At 69.9% G+C, this 13,127-nt stretch carries 16 protein-coding genes and 1 pseudogene; 8 read left to right on the top strand and 9 right to left on the bottom strand.

The window, feature by feature from the left end:
* On the bottom strand, positions 1–2,182 hold a 2,182-nt coding region (locus tag AB0C69_RS25250), incomplete at its 3' end, for an FtsX-like permease family protein (RefSeq protein WP_360357589.1).
* Positions 2,179–2,853, bottom strand: a complete 675-nt coding sequence (locus AB0C69_RS25245) for an ABC transporter ATP-binding protein (RefSeq protein WP_345178613.1) — start codon at positions 2,851–2,853, stop codon at positions 2,179–2,181. The genes AB0C69_RS25245 and AB0C69_RS25250, both read right to left, overlap by 4 nt.
* 139 nt (positions 2,854–2,992) lie before the next feature.
* On the opposite strand from AB0C69_RS25245, the gene AB0C69_RS25240 reads away from it, so the two are divergent.
* The 4 genes from AB0C69_RS25240 (at position 2,993) to AB0C69_RS25225 (ending at position 5,880) form a co-directional block, all read left to right on the top strand.
* Positions 2,993–3,769: a histidine kinase gene (locus AB0C69_RS25240; RefSeq protein ID WP_360357587.1), complete on the top strand. Its 777-nt coding sequence runs from the start codon at positions 2,993–2,995 to the stop codon at positions 3,767–3,769.
* Positions 3,766–4,413, top strand: coding sequence for a response regulator transcription factor (locus AB0C69_RS25235; protein ID WP_345178611.1), 648 nt, complete (start codon positions 3,766–3,768; stop codon positions 4,411–4,413). Before AB0C69_RS25240 ends, AB0C69_RS25235 begins: the two co-directional genes overlap by 4 nt.
* 197 nt (positions 4,414–4,610) lie before the next feature.
* Positions 4,611–5,426, top strand: a complete 816-nt coding sequence (locus AB0C69_RS25230) for a hypothetical protein (RefSeq protein ID WP_360357585.1) — start codon at positions 4,611–4,613, stop codon at positions 5,424–5,426.
* Positions 5,389–5,880, top strand: coding sequence for a DUF2716 domain-containing protein (locus tag AB0C69_RS25225; RefSeq protein ID WP_360357583.1), 492 nt, complete (start codon positions 5,389–5,391; stop codon positions 5,878–5,880). Before AB0C69_RS25230 ends, AB0C69_RS25225 begins: the two co-directional genes overlap by 38 nt.
* A gap of 114 nt (positions 5,881–5,994) precedes the next feature.
* On the opposite strand, the gene AB0C69_RS25220 is transcribed toward AB0C69_RS25225, so the two are convergent.
* From AB0C69_RS25220 to AB0C69_RS25205, 4 genes and pseudogenes are all read right to left on the bottom strand, one after another.
* Complete coding sequence (locus tag AB0C69_RS25220; RefSeq protein WP_360357582.1) at positions 5,995–6,303, bottom strand: DUF397 domain-containing protein; 309 nt, start codon at positions 6,301–6,303, stop codon at positions 5,995–5,997.
* Positions 6,304–6,501: pseudogene (locus AB0C69_RS25215) on the bottom strand (Scr1 family TA system antitoxin-like transcriptional regulator); the annotation flags it as partial.
* A gap of 110 nt (positions 6,502–6,611) precedes the next feature.
* The gene (locus AB0C69_RS25210; RefSeq protein WP_360357581.1) at positions 6,612–7,070 is read right to left on the bottom strand and encodes a hypothetical protein; all 459 of its coding nucleotides are present in this window, start codon (positions 7,068–7,070) and stop codon (positions 6,612–6,614) included.
* A 492-nt stretch (positions 7,071–7,562) separates the two neighbouring features.
* Positions 7,563–9,119, bottom strand: a complete 1,557-nt coding sequence (locus AB0C69_RS25205) for a DUF222 domain-containing protein (RefSeq protein ID WP_360357579.1) — start codon at positions 9,117–9,119, stop codon at positions 7,563–7,565.
* Between the two features lie 371 nt (positions 9,120–9,490).
* Between AB0C69_RS25205 and AB0C69_RS25200 the strand changes: the two genes are divergently transcribed.
* Entirely contained in the window at positions 9,491–10,039 is a 549-nt protein-coding gene (locus AB0C69_RS25200) for a hypothetical protein (RefSeq protein ID WP_360357577.1), read from the top strand.
* A gap of 466 nt (positions 10,040–10,505) precedes the next feature.
* Here the strand turns inward: AB0C69_RS25200 and AB0C69_RS25195 are convergent, their stop codons facing one another.
* From AB0C69_RS25195 to AB0C69_RS25185, 3 genes are read right to left on the bottom strand one after another with little or no spacing between them, the layout of a single operon-like run.
* Entirely contained in the window at positions 10,506–10,691 is a 186-nt protein-coding gene (locus AB0C69_RS25195; RefSeq protein ID WP_360357575.1) for a DUF397 domain-containing protein, read from the bottom strand.
* Positions 10,688–10,885, bottom strand: coding sequence for a DUF397 domain-containing protein (locus AB0C69_RS25190; RefSeq protein ID WP_360357574.1), 198 nt, complete (start codon positions 10,883–10,885; stop codon positions 10,688–10,690). The genes AB0C69_RS25195 and AB0C69_RS25190 overlap by 4 nt, the downstream gene beginning before the upstream one ends.
* Entirely contained in the window at positions 10,882–11,736 is an 855-nt protein-coding gene (locus tag AB0C69_RS25185) for a Scr1 family TA system antitoxin-like transcriptional regulator (protein WP_353832776.1), read from the bottom strand. The genes AB0C69_RS25190 and AB0C69_RS25185 overlap by 4 nt, the downstream gene beginning before the upstream one ends.
* 234 nt (positions 11,737–11,970) lie before the next feature.
* Between AB0C69_RS25185 and AB0C69_RS25180 the strand changes: the two genes are divergently transcribed.
* From AB0C69_RS25180 to AB0C69_RS25170, 3 genes are all read left to right on the top strand, one after another.
* Entirely contained in the window at positions 11,971–12,447 is a 477-nt protein-coding gene (locus tag AB0C69_RS25180) for an ATP-binding protein (protein ID WP_258939347.1), read from the top strand.
* Positions 12,444–12,812 (top strand): VOC family protein, encoded by a 369-nt coding sequence (locus tag AB0C69_RS25175; protein ID WP_360357573.1) that lies wholly within the window; start codon positions 12,444–12,446, stop codon positions 12,810–12,812. The genes AB0C69_RS25180 and AB0C69_RS25175 overlap by 4 nt, the downstream gene beginning before the upstream one ends.
* Before the next feature lie 55 nt (positions 12,813–12,867).
* A partial coding sequence (locus AB0C69_RS25170) for a hypothetical protein (protein ID WP_360357571.1) occupies positions 12,868–13,127 on the top strand: 260 nt, incomplete at its 3' end.

Genomic DNA, 13,127 nt, shown 5'->3' with positions numbered 1-13,127 from the left:
GGAAGATCTCCAGAAGGCCGTAGGGGAGGACGAGGCCGCCGGTGCCGGCCATGGCCGGCATCACCACATGGTGGGCGGCCAGGCCCAGCGGCAGTCCGATGAGTCCGCCGACCAGGCCGAGCACGGCCATGGACGCGAGCACGACCGTCAGGACCTGCCGCGGTGTCGCGCCCAGCGATTTCAGGACGCCGAAGTCGCGCGCCCGGTCCTTCGTGTTCAGGACGACCGTGTTGAACACCCCGAGCCCGGCGACCGTGGTCAGCCCCAGGGTCAGCAGAGTGAGGAGCCCGAGGAGGATCACCTGGCCGGACTCCATGCCCTCGGCGGCCGGCCTGGCCGGGATCCCGTCCGCCTCGAGCGCGGCGGCGTAGTCCTCGGGGGAGGTGCCAGGGGTGAGGCCGACCTCCAGGAGCGAGGTCACCCTGCCGGGGCGCGGGCCGGGGGACTCCGAGGGCTGCGCCGGCTTCTCGCGGCCGAGGAGCGAGGTGAGGGACGCCCAGTCCGTGAGGACGGTGTCGCCGCCGTCCACGAGCGCCGTCCCGACGATCCGCAGTGCGGCCTTCCTGCCGTCCACGGTGACGACGACGGTGTCGCCGATCTTCTTGCCGCCGGTCTTCAGGAACGGGTCGCCCACGACGGCCTCGCCCGGTCCGCCGAGCCAGCGGCCGTGGACCATCCGGTAGCCGTGCCGGTCGGCGACGTCCCCCTGGTACGCCTTGACCTGCACCGGCCGGTCGAACCCCGGAACGTGGGCCTGCTCGAAGCGCGTGGCCGCGACCTTCGCGGTGCCGGGCCGGCCGGCCAGCGAGACCGGCCGGTCGCCGTCGGCGAAGACCAGGACCTGCACGGTCCCGGTGAGTTCCGCGTCGGCGAGGTAGGCGCTCAGGGACCGGTTGAGGCCGGCGGCGAACGTCACCGCCGCCACTCCGAACGCGACGGCGGTGACGGTCAGCGCGGTGCGGCCAGGACGGGTGAACGGCAGGCCCAGGCCCAGGCTGACCGGGCGCGGCAGCCGTGTCCGGGCCAGCGCCCGCTGCACCCGCAGGGCCCGGCCCCGCCGCGTCGCGGCGCCCGCGCTGACCGCGACCGCCGTCGGGATCCGGCCCGCCCGGACGGCGGGCACCAGCGCGGTGACGACGGCGACCGCGAGGACGCCCGTGAAGGCCAGGACGTCCACCCAGGGTGAGACGCCGCTGGCGGTCGGCAGGTCGAACGAATCGCCCAGCGTGGTGGTGACCGTCCCGGCCAGGACGTTGCCCGCGGCGATCCCGATCAGGCTGCCCACCACCCCGGGTATCGCGATCATCACCAGGTAGACGCCGGTGACCTGGGCGGGCGTGAAGCCGAGGGACTTGAGGACGCCGATGTGCCGGAACCCCGACACGACGGCGCCGCTGACCACGTTGGCGATGACGAGCACCGCGACGAGCAGCCCGGCGATCCCGAACGCGACCAGGAACGGGATGACGGTCGTTCCGGCCTCGGTGGCCTGCTGCCGGGAGACGAGATAGCTCTGGCTCGCGGTCGCCGGCAGCCCGGCGGTGACCGTGCCGGCCGGGGCGGCCGGGTCGGCGAGCCGGTAGAGCATCTGCAGGCCGTCCGGGGCGGTCAGCTGCCCGGGCGCCACCCACGCCTGGGCGGACCGGGTGATCGACCGGCCGATCCCGACGATGGTGAAGGTCCGCCCGTCGGTGAAGGTCACCTTCTTCCCGATCGGGTCGAACGGGAACCGCGCGTAGTCCGTGCCCAGCACGATCTCGCCGGGGGCGGCGGCCCAGCGGCCGCTCCTGAGCGCCAGCCGGTCGACCGGGTCGTCGTCGCGGACGGTCCGCTCGACGACCGTGAGGGGGCCGGGCGGAAGCAGCCCCGGACGCGTCGGGTCGGTCTCCTCCGGGACGTTCACGACCTGCGAGCGGTACGGGCCGCCCGCCGCCGTCACGCCCGGCCGGGACGCCGATGCCGCGACCTGTGCGGCCGTCGCCTTCGCGGGGTCGTAGGCGACCGTCAGATGGGCGCCGTGCTGCCGCGCGAACGCCTTGTCGTACGGGCCGTCCACGGTGGCGAGCAGGCCCAGCGCGAGCACGACCGTCCCGGTGGAGACCAGCAGCACCAGCGAGATGATGGACGTCTGCAGCTTGCGCCGCCGCACCGCGAACCGCGCGGCCTGCCACACCGCCCTCACCGGGTCACCTCGGCGGCCACGCGGCCGTCCTCGAACGCGACGACCCGGTCGGCGACCCGGGTCGCCAGCCGCTCGTCGTGGGTGACGATGAGCAGGGTCTGGCCGATCTGGTTGAGGTCGAGCAGCAGGTCCATGACCTGTTCGCCGGCTCGCGAGTCGAGCGCGCCGGTCGGCTCGTCGGCCAGCAGCAGGGCGGGCCGGTTCATCAGCGCGCGGGCGACGCCGACCCGCTGCCGCTCCCCGCCCGACAGCACCACCGGGTAGGCGTTGCGGCGGTCGGCGATGCCCAGCTCGTCGAGCAGCTCCATCGCCCGGGCCTGGGCCTGCTTGCGCGACGTGCCGAGCAGCTGCGCGGCCAGCATCACGTTCTCCAGCACCGGCAGGTCGTCGAGCAGGTTGAAGAACTGGAAGACCATGCCGATGCGGCGGCGCCGGTACCGGGCCAGTTCGGCCTCTCCCATCGCCGTGATGTCCTCGCCGCGCACCACGACCGTGCCCGCGGTGGGCCGGTCCAGGCCGGCGATCATGTTGAGGAGGGTCGACTTGCCCGACCCCGACGGGCCCATCACCGCGACGGCCTGACCGGCCTGGATGTCGAGGCTCACCCCGGCGAGCGCGGCGGTCTCGCCGTACTCCTTGCGTACGTCCATCAGCTGGACCATCAGTTCCATGCCGGTGACGGTACGAGCCGCGCCCCCGCCCGCGCGTCAGGTCCTGGAGGTAACTCCGGGGCCGGGTCAACCGAGGGATGCACGGCCGTGGACCGCCGGGATGATGCGCTCCGTTCGGGTCTGGCGGCAGGATGGGCGGATGCTGCCTGCGTGGCTCGTGCCCCTCCTCGCCGCGATCCCGTGCACATGGGCCCTGTGGGAGCGGCGCAGGCGCCGCGCCGTGCTCGGGGCGCGGACCTGGCTGCTGGAACGCGAACGCGAGGGCGCCGCACGCCGGGCCGTCGAAGAGGAGCGGGCCCGGGTGGCCCGGGACCTGCACGACATCGTCAGCCACAGCGTCAGCGTCATGGTCGTGCAGGCGGGCGCGGCCCGGCACGGCGTCGACGGCGAGGCCGAGGAGGCGCTGCTGGCCGTCGAGCGGACCGGCCGGGAGGCGATGACCGAGCTGCGGCACCTGCTCGGCGTCCTCGCGCCCGCCCCGGACGGCGACGGTGAGGCGTTCGCCCCGCAGCCGTCGCTGGCGCACCTGGGGACCCTCGTCGACCGGATCGCGTTCGCTGGCCTGCCGGTCGACGTGCGGGTGACCGGCGAACCGTGCCCGCTCCCCGCCGGGATCGACGCGACCGGCTTCCGCGTCGTCCAGGAGGCGCTCACCAACGCGCTGAAGCACGGCACCTCCGGGGCGACGGCGGAGGTGACGGTGAGCTACGGGACGCGGAGCCTGCGGCTGGAGGTGCTCAACACCGGCCCGAGCGTCCTCACCGGGACGGGCCCCGCCCCACCCGAGGGCAGCGGCGGCCGGGGCCTGGCCGGGTTGCGCGAACGGGTCGCGGTGTACGGCGGCGACCTCGACGCGCGGCGGCGGCTGGGCGGCGGCTACCGGGTGCGTGCGCGGATCCCCCTGGAGCGGCCGTGACGCGGGTGCTGATCGCCGACGACCAGACACTGGTGCGCGGCGGCTTCCGGATGATACTCAGCAGGTCGGGGATCGAGGTGGTCGGCGAGGCAGCCGACGGGCTGGAGGCGGTCGCCGCCGCGCGGCGGCTGCGGCCGGACGTGGTGCTGATGGACATCCGGATGCCCGGCATGGACGGCCTGGAGGCCACCCGCCGCGTCCTGGCCGACGACCCGGCGTGCCGCGTACTGATCCTGACGACCTTCGACCTCGACCGGTACGTCTATTCCGCGCTCGCCGCCGGAGCCAGTGGTTTCCTGCTGAAGGACGTCACCCCCGAACACCTCGTGGCGTCGGTGCAGCTGGTCGAAACCGGGGACGCGCTGCTCGCCCCCTCCATCACCCGCCGCCTCGTCGAGCGGTTCGCCCGCCCCGCCCCTGAGCCCCAGGGCCTGGACGTCCTGACCCCGCGCGAGAAAGAGGTGCTCCGCCTGGTGGGCGGCGGCCTGTCCAACACCGAACTGGCCGCCCACCTCCACCTGAGCGAGGCAACGGTCAAAACCCACGTCACCCGCATCTTCGCCAAACTAGGCCTGCGCGACCGAGCCCAGGCCGTAGTAGTCGCCTACGAGTCAGGCCTAGTAATCCCCGGCACCCCCAACTGACCTAACAAGCACAGCCTCCGCTCAGGCTCGGTGAACCAGACGGCTGAGGAGACGGCGGAACTTGAATGGCCCAGCAAAGGCGCGCGAGCGGTAAGCCGCACGGCGACACCTACAAGCCGCTGTGGAGGGCCTACGGACAACCGAGAGCCGGGCGTTAAGTGATGGTTCCTCGGGCATCGTCCTGATTGAATGCCAGCGTGGCGTTGGATGTGGGGCGGCTCCGGGCTGAGCATGACGGCACCCTGCGGGGCCACGTTCGAATGCCTCCGCGGATCGGCACCGTCGTAGAGCGGATCGGTCCGCTGAACCTCACGCACTACGGCACCCATTGCGTCGTTGACCATCCCCCGCTGGACGCGGAGGGCTCGGCTTCGGCCGTACGGCTTGCCGAGCAGGTGCAGGCGTCCGCGGCCGCACGTGCGGAACCGGTGGAGTGGCGCGTGTTCCACCACGACGTAGCGGCGTCCCACCTGAGCGCCGTGCTCGACACGGCCGGCTTCTCCGCAGGTTGGGAGCGCAGTGTCCTGGTCGGTGAGGTCGCCGAGCTCGACTTCCCCGAGCCGGAACCGGAGGGGAAAGCCGGATCGGTCCGGTGGGACGAACCACAGGCGCAGCAGGCACTCGACCTTGCGGCCCGAACCGGCCCGCATCGGGTCCCCTTGGCGAACTGGCACGCAATGCGTTCCATCCCGTACTGGGACGTCGAGGTCCGTGTGCTGACCCGCTGCGGAATGGTCACCGCGGCCTGCTGGCTGGAAAACGTCTCCGACACCGCCTACGCCGTCATCGGAGGGCTGACCGCAGCCCGCCCCGACCTCCTGGCTCAACTGCCGCTGTGGCGGTTCCGGTCGCCGCCCAAGCAATTCCTGGTCGCCGACGCCGACGGGGAGGTGCGTGACGTCCTGCTCGCCACCGGATTCCGTGAGGTGACGGACCGTACGATCCCACCACTGGAACCCGCCGGGCGAACCCGCGGTGACCCCGCCCGCGAGGCACTCGCTCTACAACGGTGAGGCCGGACGGATCGCGCGCCTCTGCGAGGCCCGCGTCGGCTTCGACTATGAGAGCGGCAGAGGACGCTACCGTGCGCCGGCCGACTCGGACCGCTGGTTCTACGGCCTGCTCGGCGGCCGCGACGACCCGGCGATCGCGGCCGCCGAAAGCGTCATCGAACGCGGCCTGCGCGCCTGTGTCCGCCCGGGCGAATGGGTGTACGAGCACCGTCCCTACCTCAACGGATGGGAGTTCGACCCGCACCGCGTCGGCGGCCCCGGACAACCGTCCTGGCCGGGAAGCGCCATCGCCGACGAGGAGTTCCAGTTCCTCACCACCGCGGATGCCCGCCTGGGCACGTTCGGCCACCACGTCGAACAAACCCTTGTCGTCTTTGGAGAAGACCTCCTCGCACAGGTCGCGGAAGATTTGAACCGACTACTCGGCGGCGGGACCTGGGCTTTCGGTTCGTAGACCTCCTACCTGACCGAAGGTTCTAGTGAGCATTAACCCAGGTCAATCAACTATCGAATCGAGCATGGCCTGACGCATCTCCTCGCGGCGTGACGCCAGGTAGGCCCGACCGCCTCATCCATCAGACGGCTGCGATGCCAGATGGGCCAGAAGGCTGGTGAAGTGTCGGCGGGTGAGGGTGAGGTGTTCGGCGGTGAGGTTCTTGCTGTCGCGGATGCCGATGCGGCCGTCGAGGTCGGCGATCTCGACGCACTCGCCTTCGGCGCCGCCGCTGTGGCTGCTCTTGCGCCAAGGGGACCGGAGCAGTTCGGGAGCGCTCATGATTGCGGCGCTGTCTCGTCGATGAGTTTCAGCGAAGCGGTCTGGTTCAGCGCTGCTGACCGCAACGGTTCGAACGTCTCCCGCGTCCGCGATGATCGGCATGTAGCAAGGCGGGTGCGAACGGTTGAGTACCTGCTGGCGGGCAGCCGGAAGTCGACCAGCATCTTGGCGTTGCGCGCATATTTCGGCAGGGCCGACGGTGATGAGTTCCCGCGTGTACTGGGGGATCTGGAGAAGCCCGGGGACGATGCCGGGCTTGAAGTTACGGATCTCGGCGGCGTCCTCGTCGAGGCCTGCCAGGTCAGGCGCGGCGGTGGAGATGCGGCACTTGCGAGCCGTACCTGTGAGGTGGCTTGTGGGGGCAAGGTGGGTGAGGGGCTCGCGGAGGGCGCTGTGATCGATGACGGGGGTCAGGCTGACCTCGGGGCGAGGTCGATGTGCTCGCCGTCAAGGCGGGGTGCCGCGATGTCCTGACGTGGATACAGCCGCACGAACGTCTGCTCGTCCCACATCACCAAGCAAGGAAGACGCTCTGCGGTGGTCAGTCGGGCGATATCGATGGAGGACACCACTCCCCAATACCATCGGGCCGGCTCGCTTCGTTGTGGGATGTCCAGCTCCAACTCCATGTGCATGATGAGGCGGTTCCTGCGGGTGTTCGCGTTGGGCACCTGATAGTTGACGACACGGGCTGCTCCGCGAACTCCCTGCTCGGCGAAACGCCGGTCGATCTCCGCCTGGACCTTCTTGGCCTCACGGCCGAACAACATGAACCCCGTGAAGGAAAGCACCACGGTGGCGATGATTCCGGCTTGAAGTGCGAGCCACCCCGTCTCGGCCGAGACCAGGTCGGTAACCGCAGCCAGCACCGCTGCGCTGATTCCTCCTAGGAACGAGACCACTGCCGCTACAACGACTAGGAGAAGGGGTATATGCGAACTTTTTCTCTGCGTCACGCCCACAGAGATTAGCAGAATGCCCGAATTGGGTCCTTGTGTCCCGAATGAAGGGAAGGGGGGCTCTGTTCAGAGCCGCCGGGCGCGGGGCGCAAGGGGGGCGACGGGGCCCGTCTGGCGCCGACCGGAGATCAAGACACCCAGGTGCTGGCGCTGAGCCCGGCGCGAGATCGAGCACCAGGAGTTGCTGCCCGCGCCACGTCGTGAGCCGCAAGGCAGTGATCTCGGACCAGGGCAGGAAGGTGTGGTCGGGCGCAGTGTCGATACTGCAGCGCAGCCCATGGCGGACAAGAGCATCGCGACCGCGGGGACGCGTGGTTGGGGGAAGTAAGCACGCCACGACCATGCTGCTGCCCGTCCGGGCCGGGAGCGGTCTGTCGTAGCCCCGCGTCTGCGCGCCGCTGGTCAGGCGGCCCAGCCGAGGGCTGTGGGTGGGTCGGCGGTCCGCGGCTGCGTTGTCCGCGGCTCGGTTGCACGCGGCTCGGTTGTTCGTGGCTCGGTTGTTCGTGGCTCGGTTGCCCGTGGCTCGGTTGCACGCGGCTCGGTTGTTCGTGGCTCGGTTGTGCGGGGGTTGGTTGTGCGGGGGTTGGTTGTGCGGGGGTCGGTTGTGCGGGGGTCGGTTGTTCGTGGCTCGGTTGTGCGGGGGTCGGTTGTTCGTGGCTCGGTTGCGCCGGGCTCGGTTGCGCCGGGGTCGGTTGTTCGTGGGTCGGTTGTGCGGGGGTCGGTTGTTCGTGGGTCGGTGATTGGCGGGGTGGTTGCCCGTGTGTCGGGTGGTGGGAGGAGTTGGTAGGTGTAGCGGCCGGTGGGGTCGTGGGTGGTGCGGATCTGTTGGGGGTTGGTGTGTTTGTAGCGGTTGTGCCATCCGCAGCACAGGGCCAGTTTGTCGATGTCGGTTGGGCTGTTGCCGAGGGCCCATCCGTTGACGTGATCGACTTCGCACAGGGTGCCGGGGACTTCGCAGCCCTGGACGGCGCAGGTGGGGTAGAGGGCTTCCAGGACCTGGCGTTGGGCTGCGGTGGCGAACCGGACCTTGTGTCCCAGGTAGAGGGGCGTGTTGCCAGTGCCCAGCAGGAGGGGTGAGACTCCGGCAGCCAGGGCGAGGCGACGCGCCTGAGCTGCCGGGATCGGGGTGCCGTCGGCGAGGCGGGCGGGTGCCTGGCCGCCGGTGAGGGTGTCCAGGTCGCAGATGAGGGTGACCTTGGTTGCTTTGTGTCCACCGGCCAGGACGCTGCTCAGTGCGGCAGCCGTCCGCTCGGCCGAGTCCCGGTGGTCATCGGGCCCGGCGGGTTTCGTCAGCGGGCCCAGGGTGCCGTCCCAGACGGCGGCGTCCTCGGCGTTCAGCCAGCCGTTGATGTAGCGGCCGCCGTCGAGGGAGCGGGTTCCGGTGATCCAGGACCGCTCATACCCGCGCTGCACGTCATCGGGAGCTGTCTCCTGCCCGTCGCGTTCGGCGATGACCTCGCGGATCCGCCGTCCAAGCACCGCCACCTTCCCCGCCGAGAACCCCTGCCCGACCTTCTCCAGCAGCAGCGTCTCGGCCCTCGCGCAGTCGTCATCATCCAATCGGGCGACGGCGTCGGCCACCGTTGAGGCGTACCCGTAGGACAACTCACCGCTTGAGAGCAGGGCGGACACGGTGGGGAGCCGGTGGAGTTGGCGGGCCAGGTTGACGCGTTCCTTGGCGCGCGCATCGCGCATGCCCAGCCGGGACCGCAGCCACGTCTGCGTGGACGGAAACCCCCACCGGTGCGTCTCGCCGGTCGCGTCGACCTGGGCGACGAACCCGGCCAACGCGGCCTCGTGGGCGTCGGACGCTGCGGCTAGCGTCTCGGCGAGTCTCATGCATGCCGCAGCGGACTCGGGGGCGGGGCGGCTGGCGAGTTCGGCGGCGATCGCGACGGCGGCGTCCACCAGTTCCTGGGTGGACGCCACGCCGAGATCCATATCCGTGACCGAACACATGCACAGAGTATATCGAGCAGGTGTGCTAATAGATGCGAAATTGAAGACCGATTATTGTTACTGCGAGGATAGGCAAAATCCGTAGAAGGTGGAATCTGATGTGCATGCTTATGGAAGTCGGGCATTCCTCTTAATGTGACCAACGCCTGGGGGTTCTGTCGCGCCTACCGGAAACGTTTCCCGATGAGCTCCGCCAACGTCCGCACCCACGCCCGTTCCGTGTCGATGGGGTGGGTAAGACTGGGGACCTCAGCCGAGAAGCCGTGCCAGTCCTGCGGATCGCTGTCGTCGTCCTCCGGCTCATGGCGATGGCGTGGAGGGGCGGAGGCGTTCCTGGCGCCAAGCCCGGACGCGGGGCGATGATGGTCTTTGTGCGTGTTGAGGACGACCTGCTCTGGGAGGCCGCCGACCGGAACGGCTGGGGCCTACGGTGGCTCCGCCATGTCGTGGCGGCGGCCGCCCTCGCCGGCTTCGGCGGCCTGCTATGGCTGGGCGGCGAGCCGTTCGTCTCCGTCGCGGCGTTTTGCGGAGCGTCGCTCCACGCGATCTGGAGCACCGCCTACTGGCTGCGGGACCGACGGCGCTTGGTCCGGGTGACCGTCGTCGACGACGGCATGCGCCGCATCCGCTTGCACCGCGCCAACGGGCGGACCGCCGACCACGACCCCCACATGGTGCACACGGTGCACATCACTCACCGAGGTCACGACTACGACCCCGACCATCCGTCGCTACTCGGCCCGGGAGCGGGAACTGCGACACTGCGGCTGCGGATCGCGGGCCGGCAGTTCACCAGCCGTTGGGCCGGGCTCAACTCCGCAGAGCTTGATCGGGTGGAGCAGTCCTGGCGCACCGTCTGTCCGGAGGCCGCCATGGATGGCAAACGCATACCGGGGAAGTTCGCGGGCTACTCCTACTGACCCTTGGCTGCTCAGATCAGTCTCTGCTGAGTAGTCGAGGCCGAACTGCGGGCTACGCCTCCGCCACCGGGTGTCGATAGGCGCTGCCGCTGGTTGGACGGGTCGCTGGCGCTGGTTGGACGGGTCGCTGGCAGGGCGGCCGCGGCGCAAGACCTCGCCCCCGGACGTGCCCGGGCCTTCCACGAGCGCGGCCAGCGTGGCGCCACCCGCGGGGACGTTGCCGGGCGAACGGGGACCTTCGGTGTCACATTCCGCTGGCGCTGAGCTTCCTGGGCACCGAAGACCAGCCGCCTACTCCTGCCCGGAGCGTGTCTCCGGGGACGTCTGCAGGACGTCCGGCCGGCGGTGCCGAAAGACGAGGACGAGCGCCGTGAGCCCGTCGGTTTCAGCTCCGGTGGGCTCGGGTCTCGCCACTTTTGCGGTGGCCGCGCTTCGGCCCTGCTCCTGCGCTAGCGAGTTGTGGTGGTCATGGCCGGGATGCCAGATGGACCAGGAGGCTGGTGAAGCGTTGGCGCGTGAGGGTGAGGTGTCCGGCGGCGGGGTTCTTGCTGTCGCGGATGCCGATGTGGCCGTCGAGGTCGGCAACTTCGATGCACTCGCCTTCGTCTGGGCCGCTGTGGGTGCTCTTGCGCCAGTAGGGCGGGGTGGTCATGGCCGTGCGGCGAGGCGAGTGAGGAGGGCGGCGAAGGTCTGGCGTGTGAGGATGATGTGCCCGGCGGACGGGTTCTTGCTGTCGCGGATGCCCACGCGACCCTCAAGAGGGGCAAGCTCGATGCATTCGCCCTCGTCACCGCCGCTGTAGGTGCTCTTGCGCCAGAGGGAGCGGGGCAGCTCAGGAGTGTTCATGATTGCGACGCTATCTCGTCGATGAGTCTCAGCGAAGCGGTCCTGTCCAGAGTGGCCGAAAGCAGCAGCTCAAATGTCTCCACATGCGCTGCGACCTTGTCCTCGGCCTCCACGAAAATGCTCTGGGCAAAATGATCGACCACAGAGACGGTGAGACGGCCGGGCGGACGCAAGGAGATGAGATGGTGGGGGCTGGCAAGCCACAGATACTTGCTGGCACTGCTGGAGAGCACGCGCAGATCCACGTGATCGAGGCGAGCCACTTCGGCCAGCCTCCGAATCTGTGCTCTTTGGATCTCGGGGTCGCTGCTGACCCGGTTGCTCAGGACCGCCTCCGCGATGATCGGTACGTAACGAGGCGGGTCGGGGCGGTTCAGCACCTGCTGGCGTGACACCCGAAAGTCGACAAGCCATTTGGCATTGCGCGGGTGCTTGATAGGTCCTGCGGTAATGAGTTCACGGGTGTAGTCGGGGATCTGGAGGAGCCCGGGGACGATGCAGGGCTGGAAGGTGCGAATCTCTGCGGCGTCCTCTTCCAAGCTGGCCAGGTCGAGGGCAGCGGCGGAGATGCGGCCCTCTCGTTCCCGCACCCACTTACCTGGCGTGTGGGTGGCGAGGTGGAGGAGGGATTCGCGGAGGGGGCCGTCTTCGATCTCGTAGAGGTCGAGTAAGTCGCTGAGTTCCTCGGGGGCGATGGCCTGGAGGCCGTTCTCGACCATGCTCATCCAGCCCTGGGAGCGGCCGAAGCGGCGGGCCACGGTGGCGACGGTCAGGTTGTGGTGGTCGCGGGCTTTGCGGAGCGCCGAGCCGATCCGGCGCTGGCGAACGGTGGGGGCGTTCCCGGAAGGCATCTTTCAAGGGTGTCACCGAGTGTGGCGATCCGTACACGGAATGGCGGCCGGTTGAACGTTCAGTCGGAGAACCTTCAGGCGCTAGGACACGAGGGCTTCGGGCGGTGAGTGTGGCGGGCGACTCCGAATCGAAGGGAGGCGCACGATGGGAGCGCCCGAGACGAGAAGAACCCCGCCGAGACGGGAGGCGCCGCCCACTGCGGCCCGGCGTGGAGTGTCGTGGGTGGCGGGGTGATGAGCGGCGAACTCGTCGTGCTCGGCGCGGTGACGCTGCCGGGCGTCCACCGGTCGGTGCGGAACGCGCGGCGGTTCCTGCGGGACATGCTGCCGCCGGGCCATCCCGGGCTGGACGACCTGATGACGGTCGGGAGCGAGACCGTCTGCAACGCCATCACCCATACGGCCTCGGGTGACGGCGGCTGGGTGACGGTCAGCCTGCTGGCGGGGGAGGGCGTCCACCGCCTGGAGGTCGCCGACGATGGGGCGGACGGCAGGCGCCCGCGCGTCAAGGCGGAGGACGGCACCGAGAGCGGACGCGGCATGCGGGTCGTCGAAGCCCTCTCGGATCGCTGGGGCTACCGCACGGACGGCGACCGCACGATCGTGTGGGCGGAGTTCCGTTTCGAGAATTCGTTCGGAAACTCCGACAGGGGGCTGTCGCGGGGCTCTTCCACGCTGGTGGCAGCAGCGTTCGAAAGAGGAGATCCATGACTGTTCCCGCGTTCAACACCGTCACGTGGTTCCAGATCGGCACCGACGCGCCGGAGGAGGCGCGCCGCTTCTACGGCGACATGTTCGGCTGGAACTTCGGGGCCGACGGCGACGGCTACGACCTGGTCAGCTACCCGGGCGCCGAAGTGCCGTCCGGCGGCATCTCCCACGAGCCGGACGCGTCCCGCAACCACGCGATGTTCCTGGTCCTCGTGGAGGACGTCGACGCCGTCTGCGACCAGACCGTGAAGACCGGCGGCAAGGTGGCCATGCCGACGCTGACCACCGGCAAGGGCCTCAAGTTCGCCTACCTGCAGGACCCGTCCGGCAACACCTTCGGCGTCTTCACGCCCCCGTCGTCCTGACGCCGGACGCGCAAAGGCCCCGGGGAACGAATCCCCGGGGCCCTTCGCGCAGCAGATGATCGCGGCCTACACCTCCGCGATCACCGTCACCGCCCTGACCTCAACCACGGCCGCGGGTCGGGCGGCCGGAAGGCGCTCTGAGCGCCTGGAGGTCGCACGACCCGTCGAGCCGGGCGACCGCAGCGACACGACACAAATCCGCACGGGCACGGAAGCCCTCACCGTGGCTGATTCTCGTTCCCTTGCGGTGCCGCGCGAGCGCGTCGGCGACGCTGGTGTCCTGCCGCCCCTGCACGGTCGTCATCCCGGCCCTCC

Origin of the sequence: Actinomadura sp. NPDC048032, from assembly GCF_040653175.1 — a bacterium.
GTDB classification, from domain to species: domain Bacteria; phylum Actinomycetota; class Actinomycetes; order Streptosporangiales; family Streptosporangiaceae; genus Spirillospora; species Spirillospora verrucosospora.
This window is presented reverse-complemented; position numbering and strand designations above follow the sequence as displayed.